The 15,532-nt window shown below is 64.6% G+C and carries 16 protein-coding genes; 13 read left to right on the top strand and 3 right to left on the bottom strand.

Annotation, left to right across the window (positions count from 1 at the left end; all coding sequences use genetic code 11):
- Positions 1–8: 8 nt before the first annotated feature.
- The 3 genes from Q0C23_RS05510 to Q0C23_RS05500 form a co-directional block, all read right to left on the bottom strand.
- On the bottom strand, positions 9–368 hold the full coding sequence (locus tag Q0C23_RS05510; protein ID WP_291511384.1) for a glycine zipper domain-containing protein: 360 nt from the start codon (positions 366–368) through the stop codon (positions 9–11).
- A 203-nt stretch (positions 369–571) separates the two neighbouring features.
- Complete coding sequence (locus Q0C23_RS05505; protein ID WP_291511383.1) at positions 572–1,423, bottom strand: ferritin-like domain-containing protein; 852 nt, start codon at positions 1,421–1,423, stop codon at positions 572–574.
- 153 nt (positions 1,424–1,576) lie between these two features.
- Positions 1,577–1,882, bottom strand: coding sequence for a hypothetical protein (locus Q0C23_RS05500; RefSeq protein ID WP_291511382.1), 306 nt, complete (start codon positions 1,880–1,882; stop codon positions 1,577–1,579).
- A 158-nt stretch (positions 1,883–2,040) separates the two neighbouring features.
- On the opposite strand from Q0C23_RS05500, the gene Q0C23_RS05495 reads away from it, so the two are divergent.
- The 13 genes from Q0C23_RS05495 to Q0C23_RS05435 are packed head-to-tail and all read left to right on the top strand — an operon-like array spanning position 2,041 to position 15,494.
- Positions 2,041–2,400 (top strand): NADH-quinone oxidoreductase subunit A, encoded by a 360-nt coding sequence (locus Q0C23_RS05495; protein ID WP_291511381.1) that lies wholly within the window; start codon positions 2,041–2,043, stop codon positions 2,398–2,400.
- A complete protein-coding gene (locus tag Q0C23_RS05490; protein ID WP_291511380.1) occupies positions 2,391–2,879 on the top strand; it encodes an NADH-quinone oxidoreductase subunit B in 489 nt (162 codons plus the stop codon). The genes Q0C23_RS05495 and Q0C23_RS05490 overlap by 10 nt, the downstream gene beginning before the upstream one ends.
- The gene (locus tag Q0C23_RS05485; RefSeq protein WP_291511379.1) at positions 2,879–4,576 is read left to right on the top strand and encodes an NADH-quinone oxidoreductase subunit D; all 1,698 of its coding nucleotides are present in this window, start codon (positions 2,879–2,881) and stop codon (positions 4,574–4,576) included. The genes Q0C23_RS05490 and Q0C23_RS05485 overlap by 1 nt, the downstream gene beginning before the upstream one ends.
- Complete coding sequence (locus tag Q0C23_RS05480) at positions 4,551–5,048, top strand: NAD(P)H-dependent oxidoreductase subunit E (protein WP_291511378.1); 498 nt, start codon at positions 4,551–4,553, stop codon at positions 5,046–5,048. The genes Q0C23_RS05485 and Q0C23_RS05480 overlap by 26 nt, the downstream gene beginning before the upstream one ends.
- Positions 5,048–6,301, top strand: a complete 1,254-nt coding sequence (locus tag Q0C23_RS05475) for an NADH-ubiquinone oxidoreductase-F iron-sulfur binding region domain-containing protein (RefSeq protein ID WP_291511377.1) — start codon at positions 5,048–5,050, stop codon at positions 6,299–6,301. Before Q0C23_RS05480 ends, Q0C23_RS05475 begins: the two co-directional genes overlap by 1 nt.
- The gene (locus Q0C23_RS05470; protein WP_291511376.1) at positions 6,298–8,589 is read left to right on the top strand and encodes a 2Fe-2S iron-sulfur cluster-binding protein; all 2,292 of its coding nucleotides are present in this window, start codon (positions 6,298–6,300) and stop codon (positions 8,587–8,589) included. Before Q0C23_RS05475 ends, Q0C23_RS05470 begins: the two co-directional genes overlap by 4 nt.
- The gene (gene nuoH / locus Q0C23_RS05465) at positions 8,586–9,548 is read left to right on the top strand and encodes an NADH-quinone oxidoreductase subunit NuoH (RefSeq protein WP_291511375.1); all 963 of its coding nucleotides are present in this window, start codon (positions 8,586–8,588) and stop codon (positions 9,546–9,548) included. Before Q0C23_RS05470 ends, nuoH begins: the two co-directional genes overlap by 4 nt.
- The gene (nuoI, locus tag Q0C23_RS05460) at positions 9,545–10,066 is read left to right on the top strand and encodes an NADH-quinone oxidoreductase subunit NuoI (protein WP_291511374.1); all 522 of its coding nucleotides are present in this window, start codon (positions 9,545–9,547) and stop codon (positions 10,064–10,066) included. The genes nuoH and nuoI overlap by 4 nt, the downstream gene beginning before the upstream one ends.
- Entirely contained in the window at positions 10,063–10,563 is a 501-nt protein-coding gene (locus Q0C23_RS05455; protein WP_291511373.1) for an NADH-quinone oxidoreductase subunit J, read from the top strand. Before nuoI ends, Q0C23_RS05455 begins: the two co-directional genes overlap by 4 nt.
- Positions 10,550–10,864 (top strand): NADH-quinone oxidoreductase subunit K, encoded by a 315-nt coding sequence (locus tag Q0C23_RS05450; protein WP_291511372.1) that lies wholly within the window; start codon positions 10,550–10,552, stop codon positions 10,862–10,864. Before Q0C23_RS05455 ends, Q0C23_RS05450 begins: the two co-directional genes overlap by 14 nt.
- A complete protein-coding gene (nuoL, locus tag Q0C23_RS05445) occupies positions 10,857–12,716 on the top strand; it encodes an NADH-quinone oxidoreductase subunit L (RefSeq protein ID WP_291511371.1) in 1,860 nt (619 codons plus the stop codon). The genes Q0C23_RS05450 and nuoL overlap by 8 nt, the downstream gene beginning before the upstream one ends.
- Positions 12,716–14,167: a NuoM family protein gene (locus tag Q0C23_RS05440; RefSeq protein ID WP_291511475.1), complete on the top strand. Its 1,452-nt coding sequence runs from the start codon at positions 12,716–12,718 to the stop codon at positions 14,165–14,167. Before nuoL ends, Q0C23_RS05440 begins: the two co-directional genes overlap by 1 nt.
- On the top strand, positions 14,157–15,494 hold the full coding sequence (locus Q0C23_RS05435) for a proton-conducting transporter membrane subunit (protein WP_291511370.1): 1,338 nt from the start codon (positions 14,157–14,159) through the stop codon (positions 15,492–15,494). The genes Q0C23_RS05440 and Q0C23_RS05435 overlap by 11 nt, the downstream gene beginning before the upstream one ends.
- The last annotated feature ends 38 nt before the right edge of the window (positions 15,495–15,532 follow it).

The raw sequence follows: 15,532 nt of genomic DNA, 5'->3' as shown, positions 1-15,532 counted from the left end.
AGCTTTGCTCAGTAATTGGGAGTGCAGCTATAGCCTGGCGGGCAACTGGGCGGCGGCGTGGTCGGCGTGCAGTTGTAGCCCGAAGGACAGTTGGGTGTGGACTGCTGGCTCTGACGGGAGATGGCGTAGCCCGCAAGACCACCCAGCCCAGCGCCGATGGCCGCACCAGCCAGCGGACTGCCCGTCTGATTACCGACCACCGCACCGGCAACGGCGCCCAAGGCCGCTCCCGCCGCTGTGTCCGTAGTCGGATTGTTGCTGAAGCCACTGTTATTGCCGTAGCCGTATCCATAGGGACTACCGTAGGGATTGTTGGCACAGCCGGCGAGGCCGGCCACACACAGCACCAGAAAAATTTTACGGAACATTGCGCTTCTCCATGGACGATTGAGCGACCGACACCGCTGTCGAGCTCTTCGGACTTTAAGCAAGAATCAGACCCGACAGTACCACAGCCCGAAGTTCCTTCATTCTCGGGGTAGAGTGTCGGTTTTTTTCCGCAGTTTCCGGCACTCGAGCAGAGATACCGGAGCAATTCCGTCGCCAAACGGCGACGACTGAAATGAGCGCCTCAACTGGGAGCCAACTGACCGTCCCGCGCCTGCGTGCTCATCTCCTTGCGATAGCGACTGAGGTCCTTGGCCGTGCGGATGGGGGTATCCAGCAGGGTCGAGAGATTGCGCAGGATGCCATTGACCACCTTACCTTCCCAGATACTGTCGAAATGGATCTGGGTATCGAGCCAGCGCTCCAGCCAACCCGGATCGGGCAGATGGCTCTGCACGCTGTCCTGGGGGTACATATCCTTGTTGACGTGCAGATTGGTGGGATGCAGGGCCTTGGCGGTCTTGGTATTGGCCATCAGTACACCGATCTTGGCGAAGGCCAGCCGGGCCTGGTCGCCGATGCGATCGATGGCTCGCCGCATGTACTTGAGATAGATCCCGGCGTGCCGCGCCTCGTCCTTGGACAAGGTCTCGTAGATGGCCTTGATGACGGGCTCCGTGTGCCACTGGGCCGCCGCCTTGTACCAATGGGTCAGGCGGATCTCGCCGCAGAAGTGGAGCATGAGGGTCTCCAGGGCCGGAGCGGGATCGAATTCGAAACGCACGCGATGCAGCTCTTCTTCCGTGGGTACGTACTGAGGCGCAAAGCGCCGCAGGTACTCCATGAGCACCAGGGCGTGCTTCTGTTCCTCGTAGAACCAGATGGACATGAAGGCGGAAAAATCGGAATCGTCGCGATTGTCCCGCAGGAACATCTCCGTCGCCGGCAGCGCCGACCACTCGGTGATGGCGTTCATCTTGATGGTCTGCAATTGTTCGTCGGTGATGAGCGCGGCGTCGAAGTCATCCCAGGGGATGTCCTTTTCCATGTTCCAGCGCGCGGCCTCAAGGGATTTGAACAATTCCGGATAAAGCATGACGCACAACCTCCCGGTCGATGATTCGCAGGCAGTCCCACACTCCAGTCGATGACCGACTGCCCTGTTCCGGGCCCCACGGCCCTTTACCGAAATATTCTACGGCAAAGCGCGCAAAAAGTATGCCCTGAGGCATCCGCCTCGAAAGTCCGTTCAGCACGAATCGGGGCGACAGAGCCAGGCGTCCTTGACCCGTCCCGCAGCATCGAGGCGCAGATGCACCTCGCCACTCTGGCGCAGACGCTGGGCTGCGGCGGCGCCGTAGCCGACGAGTTCCTCGAAGCTCACCTCACAGCGCAGGTCCAGATCGTCCCCCACACGCCGGGGCTCGCTGCAGTGGCAGTGGGCGCCTTGCCGCAGGGCGACCCCGCCCATACTGGTGAAACTGGCCAGAAACTGGTGCGCGTCGAGGTAATCCAGGATGCGGTCCAGCACCGCAGGATCTTCCCACATCTCCATAATCCACCTCCTCGCCTTGCGCGACACCAGCGGCAGGCGACAGCGTCGACGTGCGGTAGTTCGGTCTGGGAACGGGGGCTACGTCTTCTTGCAGTGCCGGGTTCTCAGACTACACTTTTTACTGTAGCGCATTTTGGGACGACGGGAGGACAGGGCCGATGCAATGGAGCGATGGGGGGCGCGTGGGTCTGTTTGCCATCCTCGTGATCCTCATTCTCGCTGCCTTGCTCCTGCTGGCAAGGCGCCTGGGTCCGCATCGAAGCGGTCAGAACCAGGACATTCCCTTCGAAAGTGGTCTCGGTCGCGGCAGTCGCTCCCACCCGCCATTGCAGGTGGCCTTCTACCTGCTGGCGGTGTCCTTTCTGGTCTTTGAACTGGAGGGCGCCTTCCTCTTCGCCTGGGCGGTGGCCTTCCACGGTCTTTCCCTGGACGCGGTCGTGGGTGGATTGATTTTTATCGGCATTCTCGGCTTGGGCTGGGTCTACGAGTGGCGGATGGGGGCTCTGCGATGGCCTTGACCCGAGGTCCGCTGTCGCTGCTGGCGGGTAAGCTGGATGAGCTGATCGCCTGGAGCCGGGCCGGTTCCTTGTGGCCCCTCAATTTTGGTACCTCCTGCTGTTTCATAGAGATGGTGGCAGCGGTTACGCCGCGCCACGACATCGCCCGCTTCGGCGCCGAGGTCCTGCGCTCGTCGCCGCGGCAGGCCGATGTGCTCATCTGCTCCGGCACCGTCTTCGCCAAGATGGCGCCCATGATCGTCGAGGTCTACGAACAGATGCTCGAACCCAAGTGGGTCATTTCCATGGGCTCCTGCGCCAATTCCGGGGGCATGTACGACGTTTACAGCGTCATCCAGGGACTGGACCAGATCCTGCCGGTGGACGTCTACGTACCGGGCTGTCCGCCGCGTCCGGAGGCGCTCACCGAGGGGCTTCTGCTCTTGCAGCGCAAGATTCGTCGGCGGCCGGCACGGGTCGTGGCGCGTGAGGAGCTCTGATGCTTTTGGCCGAAGCCCTGCAGAAGGAATTTTCGGCCACACCCTTCACCGCCGCCTGTGACGATTGTCTGGACTTCAAGCTGTCGGTGGCAAGCCTGCTGCCCTGCCTGCGCTACCTGCGCGACGACTGGCAGCAGCCCTATCGCTGTCTCTGGGACCTCACGGCCGTGGACGAGAGGCCTTTGGGTGGCAGCTTCACCCTGATCTATCACCTCTTCAATTACGCCGTGGCGGAGTTTCTGCGCCTGCGCGTGCCGCTGCCCGCCGGCCAGGAGACGGCGCCTTCCGTCACGGCGCTTTTTGCCAACGCCAACTGGTACGAACGCGAAGTCTTCGATCTTTTCGGCCTGCATTTCAGCGGCCACCCGGATCTTCGTCGACTGCTCCTGCCACCCCAGTGGCAAGGACACCCCCTGCGCAAGGAGGAAGCGATCCGCGCCACCGAACGGCCCGCCATCGTCATCGACCGTGCCCACCTGCAGGAGCTCCTGGAACAATATCAGCGCAGTCCCGACGCGGGCCCATTGGACGACGGCGAGACCATGGTGCTCAATGTCGGACCGCATCACCCCGGGACCCACGGCATTCTGCGTTATATTCTGCGCCTGCGCGGCGAGACCATCGTCGCCGTCGACCCGGACATCGGCTACCACCACCGGGGGGTAGAGAAGATTGCCGAGGGCCATAGCTTCCACAATTTCATTCCCTACACCGATCGCGTGGATTATCTGGGCGGGGTCCTGGGAGAGTGGCCCTACCTGCGCGCCGTCGAGGCTCTGGCGGGTATTACCGTTCCGGAACGTGCCGAGGGCATTCGCACCTTGCTCGCCGAACTCTGCCGCATCAGCTCGCACCTGGTGTGGCTGGGCAGCTACGGCAACGACCTCGGCACCATGGGACCGGCTTTTTACGCCTTTCGTGACCGGGCCTGGCTCTTGGAGCTTCTGGAGCGCTTCACGGGCGGTCGCCTGCACCCGCAGTTTTTCCGCATCGGGGGGGTGGCCGATGATCTTCCGGCTGGCTGGCGCGACGATCTGCTCGCACTCCTGCAACGGGTCGAGCAAGGTCTCGTGGACAGCGAACGGCTCACCGTGGATAACCCCATCTTTCGTGCCCGTACCGAAGGCGTCGGGGTAGTCACAGCGGAGCAGGCGGAACGCTGGTGCGCTACCAGCATCCTTCTGCGCAGCACCGGCCGTGCCTTTGACCTGCGCAAGGCAGCGCCCTATGGCCTCTACGATGGTGTCGAGTTTACGGTGCCGGTAGCCACAGCCGGCGACGCCTGGACTCGGACCTGGCTGCACATCGCCGAAATCCGCGAGAGTATCGGCATTCTGCGACAGCTCGCGGACATCCTCCCAGGGGGACCGACCCTGGCCAGCGACGCAGCTCTGGCGCTCATGCCCAAGGACCGGACCCTGCTGGACATCGAGACCCTCATCCACCACTTCGAGCAGATGGCCGACGAATTCGGCCCACCGCCCGGTTCGGCCTTGGGGCTGGGCGAGTCGGCGCGCGGCCTCTTGGGATACTTTGTCGTCAGCGACGGTGGCCCCAAGCCCTATCGCCTGCGAGTACGCACCGGTTCCTTCGCCCACGTGCAGATGATCACCGAGCTCGGCCGCGGTCTCAGCCTGCCCAATTTCATCGCTACCATAGGATCCCTGGACTATGTCCTCGCCGACCTCGATCGCTGATCGTCTGCCGTCCTCCGTTCGTACGGAGATCGAAGCACATCTGCGGCAGGCGCCGCAGCGTGAGGCGGCCATCAGCGATGTGCTGCGTCTCTTGCAACAAGCCTTGGGCTACATCGACGACGACACCCTGCTCTACGCGGCGCAACAGACGGGAATGCCCCCGGTGAAGGTAGAAGAGCTCTGCAGTTTCTATCCCTTGGTTCTGCGCCGGCCGGCAGGACGGCATCTGCTGCGCATCTGCGACAGCGTCTCCTGCCACCTGGCGGGGGCCGACTCGCTCTTGCGGCAGGCCGAGGAGATCAGCGGCGTGACCCTGGGGCAAGTGGCCAAAGAGGGCAGCTACAGCATTCTCCCCCATGTCTGCTTGGGGCTCTGCGATCGGGCTCCGGCGGCCCTGGTGGACGGGCATGCCGTGGGCGGATTCGACGGCGACGCCTTGGTTGCGCTGCTGGCAAGCTGGGAGCACCGTTGATGCAACTGCTCAGTCGCTACTTCGGCGCAAAGGATCCCGCGGATTTCAGTCGCTACCGCGATGAGGGCGGCTACGAGGGGCTGCAACGGGCGCTGGCCATGTCGCCCGCGCAACTCATCGCCGAGGTGGAGCGCTCGGGTCTGCGCGGTTGCGGCGGGGCGGGCTTTCCGACGGGCGTGAAATGGCGTCTACGAGGGCTCGACGCGCCCACACCGCGCTACCTCGTCTGTAACCTGGATGAGACGGAGCCCGGCAGTTTCAAGGATCGCGCCCTGCTCTTCGGCGCTCCCCACCAGATCCTCGAAGGCATGCTCATCGCCGCCCACGCCCTCGAGGTTCAGTACGCCGTCGTCTTCATCCGCGGCGAATATGCCGAAGGCGCCACTGTATTACGGCGGGCGTTGACGGCAGTACAAAATGCCGGGCTGTGCCGATTGCCGGCCGGCGAACTGCGCCTGGACCTCCATCTGTCCCTGGGCCGTTACATCTGCGGCGAGGACTCGGCCATCCTCAACGCGATCGAGGGGCGCCGCCCCAACCCGCGCAAGAAGCCGCCCCACATCGCCCAGCAAGGCCTGTGGCTGAAACCCACCACCGTCAACAATGCGGAGACCTTTGCCCAGTTACCCGGCATTCTGCGCCTCGGCGTCGACGCCTGGCGCGCCCTGGGGGTCCACGGGGGCGTGGGCACCAAACTCTACAACGTCAGTGGCCCGGTACGCCGGCCCGGTGTCTTTGAACTGCCCATGGGGACTCCTTTGGGCGAGATTCTCGAAATCCACGCCGGCGGCGCTTTGTCCGGGCGGCGGATCCGCGGCGTGTTACCTGGGGGATCATCGACTCCCTTCGTCCTGCCCGATCGATTCGACACCCCCATGCATTTCGATGCTATGGCCAAGATCGGCTCACGGCTGGGTACGGGGGGAATCATCGTCCTCGACGACCAACATTGTCCCGTGGATTTTCTGTTGGCTACCACCCGATTCTTCGCGCGCGAGTCCTGCGGTTTCTGTACACCCTGCCGCGAGGGGCTACCCTATATACAGTGGCTTTTGCAACGCATCGAGCAGGGGCAGGGCGAGATGGCCGACATCGACAAGATTCGTAGTCTGGGGGCAGAGATCGCGCCCAACAGCTTCTGCGCTCTGGCGCCGGGAGCGCTCATGCCGGTGTTGTCGGGATTGGAGAGTTTCCAGGAGGACTTCCGCGCCCACGTCGAAGGGCAGGCCTGTCCCTATGGAGGGCGGGCATGACGGCGCATTTCTATCTCGACGGTCGGGAAATTCCCTTCCAACCGGGACAGAACGTTCTAGAGGCCCTGCTGGCCATGGGCCGGGACCGGGATGTGCCTTATTTCTGCTATCACCCGGCGCTGGGCAGCCTGGGCGCCTGTCGCCAATGTGCCGTCAAACTCTATCCCCACGACGACAAACATCCGCCGCGGGTGATGATGGCCTGCCTGCTGCCCGCCAGCGCCGGTCTGCAGCTGGTGACGGCGGAGTCCGACGTGAGACGGGAACACGCCGCCATCAGCGAACTGCTCATGCGCAATCACCCGCACGACTGCCCCATCTGCGACGAGGGCGGCCAGTGCCACCTGCAGGACATGACGGTGCGCGCCGGCCATCGCCTACGCCACTACGAGAATGCCAAGCGCACCTTCCGCAGTCAGCAGCTCGGCCCCCTCATTCGGCAGGAGATGAATCGCTGCATCACCTGCTATCGCTGCGTACGCTTCTACCAGGACATAGCCGGCGGTGAGGACTTCGGCGTCTTCGGCTCGCGCGACCGAGTGTTCTTCGGTCGACTGCACGACGGTCCCCTGGAGAGTCCTTTTGCCGGCAACCTGGCGGAGGTCTGCCCGACCGGAGTGTTCACGGACAAGGTCTATCACGCGAGTTACCTCCGTCCCTGGGACCTGGAAACGGCCGCTTCCATCTGTCCACATTGCAATCTGGGTTGCAACACGGCGCCGGGGGCTGCGCGCGGACGGCTGCGGCGTGTCCGCCAACGGCACCACCCCGACATCAATCCGTATTTTCTCTGCGATCGCGGGCGCTACGGCTTTCGCCACGTCGTCCATCGCCGCCGGCCCTGGCGGCATCGCCTGAGATCGCGGGAAATCGAGCGCGACGAGGCGCTGGATCGACTCACGGACCTCCTGCGGCAAGGGGAGACGGGCTTTCTGGGCTCGCCACGGGCAGACGTCCAGGACAACCTCGCCTGGCTCGCCCTGGCCGATGCCTATGGGGCACCCTTTGCCGCCTTCTCGGATCCCTGGCAAGAAGCCCTGGCACGCGAGATTCTGGCCCTGCCCCAGGCGCCTTCCCTGCGGCAACTTGGCGAAGCCGAGCGGATCCTGATCCTCGGTCAGGCCCTGGAGATCTCCCCCAGTCTGCGCCTGCCCGTGCAAGCGGCTCTGCGGCGTGGCGCCCAGCTGACCCTGGCTTCGGTGCTGCCCACCGCCCTGGACCGATATGGGGAGCTACGGCGCCTGCGTCCGGACGGCTACGTCGATGCGGCGGGCGACTGGTGCCGGGCCCTACCCTCGGGCAAACGCGGCGTCATCCTGGCCAGCGCCGACGCCCTGGGGCCCGCGGGCGTTCACGTGCTGCGTCGCCTGCAGGAGGATCTGCCCCCCGGGACCGGGGTCGTCGTCGCCCACCGGGCTCCCAATCTCGGCGGCGCCGCCTTTTTCGCCACCGATGGTCAGAGCCAGCGTCTGCGCGAAGCCATCCGCGTCGGACGCTGCCGCCATCTGCTGGCGCTGGCGGCGGACCCCCTGGGGGAGGATGGCGACGCACCTTTCTGGCGCCAGCGATCATCGGCGCTGCGGATCAGCCTGCTGGACTGTCTGCCGACGACGACCCTGGAGGCCGCAGAGCTGCAATTGCCCATGGCCGCCGTGGCGGAACGGGAGGGAGTGTTTCTGAACTATGAGGGGCGGTTTCAGGCCTTCGCCAGAGTCTATCGGCCGGCGCAGTATCACCCCCACTGGGATCCCAGTCGCAGCACCTTTCCCCTGCCCGCCGGTGGCATGCGCGAGGAGCTAGCCCTGTGGGAGCCGCGAGACCTGGCGGAGGCGCTGGCGCAGCGCGGTGGTCGTCTGGAAAGCTTTCATCAACGCTTGGAGTTCTATCGTCATTACCTCTGCCCCGAGCTCCCAGGGCCCGGAGATCCCGGCTCATTCATCCCCGACGCCCTGCGCGCCCGCTTTCGCATTGGCATCGTGCCCGTTCCCCACAGCGGTACGGGGCGCTGGTGGCTGAGTGCCTTCCATTGGTACGGCGATGAGGCACAGGCCCGCTTCGCCGGGGAACTGCAGAGTCTGGCGCCGGTGGCAGGGGTGCGCTTGGCGCCGGGACAGACCCAAGCGCAGGCCATGCTGCTGACCAGCCGCGACGGGCAGACCCGCCGCTATCCCATCGTCGAGGTGGCGGGCATGGCAGCGGATGTGCTCGCCTTGCCCCCCAGCGATCTCTCGGATCTGGGCTACCACCCGGGCGAGCGCATCGACGCGCTCGAGGAGTCGGCCCCGTGAGCGTCCTGTGGACCCTTCTGGGCATGATCCTGACGATATTCCTGCTGTTGGGTATCGCGGGCTTTCTGGTCTTTGCAGAACGGCGAGTGCTGGCCCTCCTGCAGAATCGCTGGGGCCCCAACCGTCTGGGTCCGCTCGGCGTGGGCCAGGCCCTGGCCGATGCGCTCAAACTGCTGACCAAGGCCGATTTCCTGCCCAGTTTTGCCGACCCCTGGCTCTATCGTCTGGCTCCTCTGCTGGTGGCCTTCAGCGCCCTGGCTGCCTTTGCCGTGATTCCCCTGAGTCCCGACATCTCTTGGGCCGGCGACTGGCAGATCGGGCTGCTCTTCATCCTCGCCCTGAGCTCCCTGCATGTCTACGGGGTGTTTCTGGGTGGCTGGGCCTCGGGCAACAAATTTGCGCTCTACGGTGCCATCCGCGCCGTTGCCCAGCTGGTGAGCTACGAGCTCCCCATGGGTCTCAGCCTGCTGGCCATCGTCCTTCTGAGCGGCAGCCTCTCGCTGGGGGGCATGACCAGTGCCCAGTCGCTGCCCTACATCCTGCTGCAGCCCCTGGGTTTTCTCATCTTCACCATCGCCGGCATCGCCGAGACGGAGCGTCTGCCCTTCGATCTGCCGGAGGCCGAAAGCGAACTCGTGGCTGGTTATCACACGGAATATGGCGGAATGCCCTTCGGCTTTTTCTTTTTGGGGGAGTATGTGAGCCTCGTGCTGACGGCGATGCTCATCAGTCTGCTCTACCTGGGCGGCTGGCACGGGCCCTGGGCACCCGGCTGGCTCTGGCTGCTGGGCAAGAGCGCGCTGCTCATCTTTTGCTTCTTCTGGCTGCGGGCGACCCTGCCGCGGCCGCGCTACGATCAACTCCTGCACCTTGGCTGGCGGTGGCTCCTGCCGCTGGCGCTCGTGAATCTCATGGGGACGGCGCTGGTCGCCGCAGGTTTGCGCTGGGGGTGGCTATGAGACTGGGCTTGCGTGCCTGGGTCCTGGGCTTCTGGACGACGCTGAGGCAGTTGGGGCGCTGGCCGGTGACTCTGTCCTACCCCGAGGAACAGCCGCAGATCGCCCCGCGCTGGCGCGGACGTCCGGTCCTGACCCGCGACCCTGACGGCGACGAGCGTTGTGTGGCATGCGAACTCTGTTCAGCGGTCTGCCCCACCCATTGCATTGAACTGGAGGGCGATGATCGCCCCGACGGGCGTCGCTATGCCCGCGCCTTCCGCATCAATTTCAGCCGCTGCATCTACTGCGGCCTCTGTGAGGAAGCCTGTCCAACCCTGGCCATCCAGTTGCTGGACGAGTTTGCCTTCGGCAAGGAGCGACGGGCCGACTTCGTCTACCCGAAGGAGGCCCTGCTCATCGATGGCCCTGGCAAGCACCCGCACTATCGCTACTACGATCACGCCGGTGTACGCATCGAAGCGGCCACCGCCGTGCCTGCGGCCGCCGCACCCCTGGATCCCTTGGACAACCGACCATGATGCCCCTGGCCCTGATCCTCGTGCTTCTGGTAATAGCGGTCCTTGCGGCGCTTGCCTATGAGGCGACGCCCATGCGCGGTGCTGTCCTCTTCGGTATCCTGCTGCTTTTGCTGGCCCTGCTTTTTCTGCTCCTGGAAGCGCCTTTCGTCGCGGCCCTGGAGGTGATCCTCTACCTCGGCGCCATCCTGGTACTCTTTCTCTTTGCCATCATGTTGCTCGGCCCCGAGCGAGAGGCCAACACTTCGGGCCAGCGCTTTCGCCGCGGTGCCGGACCCGCACTCGGCTTGCTCTGCGCCCTGGCCCTGGTATTGGGACTCCTGCTTTTGCCGCAGCCAGCTCCGCGCTTCGTTCCACACCCCCTCAGCATTGCCCAGATTGGCGCAGCCCTGTTTGGCCCCTGGCTCTGGCTCATGGAGGCGCTGGCCGTCCTGCTCTTTGCGGTGATCGGGGCGGTGCTGGCCATCCACCATGGAGAGGACGACCGTGAATCTCGCTGATATTGCCCTCGTCATTGCCTTTGCTTTGGTGCTGGCAGGCCTAACTCTGGTGTTGCTGCGCCGCAGCCTGATCTTTTTTCTTTTGGGTGTGGAGCTGCTCTTCAGTGCCGCCATGGTCATTGCTCTGGTGGGGGGCGCTGTCTGGCAGCGTGTCGACGGTCAGATCCTGGCTCTCTTTCTGATGGCCATGAGTGGCGCGGCGTTGGCACCGACCCTGGCGCTGCTGCTGCGCGTGCGCAAAGCCTTTGGCGGTAGCAGTGTGGATACCTTGCGACATTTGCGGGGTGGGCGGGATGGCTGACTGGCTCTGGCTCATTCCCGGCTTCCCGCTCCTGGGAGCCCTCATCAACGCGGGCTTCGGCCAATGGCTGGGCGTGCCCATGGTCAAAAGGCTGGCGGCCCTCATGCCCCTGCTCTCCAGCGTCGTGATACTGGTCATATGGCTGGAACACGCCACCCATCCGGAGCTGGTGGATCGGGTCTGGACCTGGATGGCCGTCGGCTCCTTCGTCGCTGAGATCGGCCTGCGCATCGATGCCGTCAGTCTGGTGATGGTTTCCATTGCCGCCTTCGCAGGCTTCCTCATCCACCTGTATTCTCAGCAGTTTCTCGCCGGGGACTATGGCGAGCGGCGTTATTACTTCTATCTGAATCTCTTCGTCGGCGGCATGCTGGTCTTGACCATGGCCGACAATCTCCTGCTGCTCTACCTGGGCTGGGAGACGGTGGGCCTGTGCTCCTATGCCCTGGTGGCCCACTGGTACCGCCAGAAGAAAAATGCCTGGGCCGGACGCAAGGCTTTCGTGGTCACGCGCATCGGCGACACGACCTTCGCCATCGGCATATTCCTGCTCTTTGCCCAGTACCACACCCTGGACATCCATCGGCTGCTGCAGATGATCTCTGGACAGCCGGTGCCATCGGTTCTGTTGGCGGCGAGCGTACTCGTGCTCATCGGGGCTCTGGCAAAATCGGCGCAGTTTCCCCTGCATCTTTGGCTACCGGACTCCATGGCCGGACCCAGTACGGTATCGGCACTGATCCACGCGGCGACCATGGTAACGGCGGGCGTCTATCTCTCCATTCGCCTGCTGCCACTCTTTGCTGCGGTGCCGGGCATGCTCTGGGTCATTGCCCTCCTGGGCGCCTGGACCGCCTTTTTTGCGGCCAGCTGCGGCCTCGCCCAGGTGGATATCAAGCGGGTTCTGGCCTACTCCACCATCAGTCAGTTGGGCTATATGTTCCTGGCGGTGGGCATCGGTGCACCGGCCCTGGGCCTCTTTCACCTGCTCGTGCACGCGTGCTTCAAGGCCCTGCTATTCATGGCAGCCGGTGCGGTCATCAGCATCTATGCCGAGGACCACGACATCCGCCACATGGGGGGCCTCAAGAACCAGCAGCCTTTGCTGCGCTGGACCTTCCTTGCCGGCATCTCGGCTCTCGCCGCAGTGCCTCTGATCTCGGCCGGCTTTTACAGCAAGGATGCCATCATCGATGCCAGTTGGCTTGCACCCCATGGCGCCCTGCTCTACGCCCTGGCGCTGGCCGCCGCACTGATGACGGCGGCGTATGCCTTTCGCCTGTATTTCCTGGTCTTCGAGGGAGAGCCGAGGGTGGGCGAGCCGTACCAGCTCGGCTGGGGCATGAAGATTCCCCTCCTGATCCTCGCGGTGGCCAGCATCGGTATCGGTTGGCTGCAGTTTCCGCCGGGTTGGCCCGGACCGCACCTCTGGCTGCCCTGGCTACGGGCCGAGCTGGGACCGACGCCTGAGCCCTCGGGGAACCTGGCCCTGGTCCTCGAAACCGTCGGTGCCGCCGTGACACTGGTGGGGATATGGCTCGGCTATCTGGCGGCACGCTGGGAACGACAGGGCCGCGGTCTGAGCCGCATCGGCTTCCTGGCCCATGCCTGGTATGTCGATGCCGTGGCGCTGCGCTTCCTGCCGCCGGTGGTGTACGGCGGGGCTCGGTTCCTGCGCCTCGGCGTGGAGCATCTGCTCTTTCGTAGCGGCATCCTGGGCGGAATCCGCGAGGGCTTGCAATGGGGCGGGGTGGGCCTGGTCTGGGGCGAAAATGGCCTGGTCAGCCGTTATGTGGCCTTCATGGGCTTCGGCCTCTTGCTACTCCTGCTCCTCCTCTGGGGCGGCCTGTGATGCTCAGCGCGCTCATCCTCTGGCCCTGGCTCGTCGCCCTGTGGCTTGCTGGGCGCGCCCAGGACAGTCACCGCCTGGCGGTACCCGCCGCTCTGTTCGAGCTGCTACTGGCTCTCGCCGTCCTGTTCGGGGCGGACACGCCGGACAGCCGGGCACTCCATCTGCCCTTGCTCGGATACCTGTGGTACCTGCAGAACTCCAGCCTCGGCGCGACCTTGGCCGTGACGGCCGCTGCCCTGCTGCCTTTTGCTCTGCTCTTCGCCTGGCGTCTGGAGGAATTCCGTGGATTCACCATCGCCGCCTTGGTTCTGGTCGGCGCCCTCATGGGGACTTTCTTTTCCCAGAATTTCCTGGGCTTCTACCTCTTTTACGAGATCGTCGCCTTGAGCGGCGCCTGGATGATCCTCATCGGCGGCGATCGGGATCGGGCTGCGGCGCTGCGCTTTCTGCTATACACCGTGGGCGGTTCGCTTCTCTTGCTGGTGGCGGTGCTGTACCTTTACCTGCGCAGCGGGAACACAAACGGTATCTACACTTTTTCTTGGACCCACCTCGCGGCGGCAGCGGCACCGGATCCGGACCTCGCCTGGTGGCTATTCCTTGCCATGCTCGCTGGTCTTGCTGTCAAACTTCCCCTTTTTCCTCTGCATAGCTGGGCCGGGCCAGCCTACGGACGGGCGGCACCGCCGGCCAGCATGCTCCTGTCGGGTGCCGCCGTCCTCGCCGGGGCCTACGGCCTCATCCATTGGGCCATCCCTCTGCTGCCCTTGGGAGCCCTGCATTTTGCACCCTACGGCATCCTTCTGGGCGCCATAGGCACGCTCTACGCCGCTTTTCTCGCCCTGGATGCCCCCAATCTGCGTCGTTTTGCCGCCTGGGTTAGCGTAAGCCACATGAATCTTGTCGCCATCGGTCTCTTCGCACTGCAGGAGCAGGCCGTGCACGGTGCGCTGTTTCTGCTGGTGGCGCACGCGGTGCTGGCGGCAGGTCTCTTCGGCGTGATCGCCATCCTCGAGGCGCGTGGCCTGCCCGGCCACTGGGATGCGCTGGGGGGCCTGTTTCGGCAGACGCCGCAGTTGGGTGCCTGGATGCTGTTTTTCTTCCTCACAGGTATGGGCCTGCCGGGTCTTGCCAATTTCCCCGGGGAGTTCCTTTCTCTGGCCGGTGCCTTTCGCGTCTCGCCCTGGCCGGCCGCCATCGCCGCCCTTGGTATCCTGCTCAGCGTGGTGGTCTTTCTGCGCGCCTATGAGCGCGTCATGCTGGGTCCTCTGAATCCGGGCATCGCCCGGGGTACCGGTGATCTGGCCGGGCGCGAGCTGGCACTCCTGTGGGCTCTCGGTCTGCTCTGCCTGTGGCTCGGTCTCGATCCACAGCCACTCCTTGGGCAGTTCCAGGGATTGCTGCCGGTCCACAGCGCCGTCCTCTTCGGAGGGGTCGCGCATGGCCATTGAAGCGAGCCTGGAACCCCTCATTCTGGTGGGTGCGGCGACCATCATCGCATTCTTCTTTGATCTATCTCGACATCTGGCACGCTGGGCGCCGGGATTCGGCGCCCTGACAGCCATTCTCACAGCCGCGGCCGTCTTCCACTCGCGGCTGACGCTGGGCGCGGGCTTCTATTGGGACAGCAGCGCCAGTGTACTGGGTGCCTATCTGGGTCTTGCCACCGCCGCCGTGCTGGTTTTCACCGCCGGACATCCGCTGGCCCGGCGTTTGCCGGGAGCTCTGACGGGGCTTTCCCTGACCGTTCTTCTGGGGGCCCTCTGTCTGGTGAGCAGCCAGACCCTCCTGGGACTCTTTGTCGGCCTCGAATTGCAGGTGCTACCTTTCTTTGCCCTGCTTGCCTGGCCGGGAAGTCGCCGCGTCGCCCTGGAAGCAGCGACCAAATACGCCCTGCTCGCGGGTCTGGCGTCGGCTCTGTTCGGTCTCGGTGTGGCGACCCTCTTCCTCGGCAATGGCAGCCTCGCTCTGATTCCGCCGGCGGGCAGCCTGCTGACGGGCTTTGCCAGCCACCTGGGGCTACTGCTGCTCTACGCCGCGCTGGCCTTCGAGCTGGCGGTGGCGCCCTTTCACACCTGGGTGGCGGATATCTACGAGGGTGCACCGGCACCCATCGTCCTGCTCCTCGGCGCCGTGGCCAAGGTGGGCATTCTCGGTGCCTGGATCGATCTGGCCAGCGTCAGCGAGAGTTGGACGACCCCACTGTGGGTGCTGGCCGCCATCAGTATGGTGGCGGGCAATCTCCTGGCCTTGCGCAGCCAGCGTATCCGCCGTCTCATGGGCTATTCCGCCGTGGCCCACGCTGGTTATTTTCTCGCCGCTCTCGGCGCCGGTCCCTTGGGGATCGTCGCGGCTACCGTCTATGCGCTGGCCTACGGCCTCATGCACTTGGCCAGTTTCCTGCCCCTGGCAGTGCTGCCGGAGGATAGTCACGGCATTCCCTGGAAGGTCCTGCGGCAACGGCAGCCGGTGCTTGCTGGTCTACTGGCGCTTGCCCTGCTGTCTTTGGCAGGTATGCCCCCGAGCATCGGTTTCTTTGCCAAACTCGGGGTGCTGGTGGTGGCCATCCATGCCGGACTCTGGCCCCTCGCGGTCCTCCTTGCGCTCATGAGTGCCCTGTCCTTTGCCTACTATCTTCCAGCCATCTGGCGCGCGGATTCGAGCGAGCGCAGCCCGGTCCTGCACCATGCGAGCTCATGGTCCTACCTCGGCGCCCTGGGGATCGTCGTGTTGCTGCTGGGTTGGATCGGCCTGCCGGCTTTACTGACGGTGCTCTGAGAACACCGATTGGACTCCCGATGTCGCTGGGTGGGGCT

The sequence above is a fragment of the Acidithiobacillus sp. genome, assembly GCF_023256195.1.
In the GTDB taxonomy this organism is placed as follows: Bacteria; Pseudomonadota; Gammaproteobacteria; order Acidithiobacillales; family Acidithiobacillaceae; genus Acidithiobacillus_A.
This window is presented reverse-complemented; position numbering and strand designations above follow the sequence as displayed.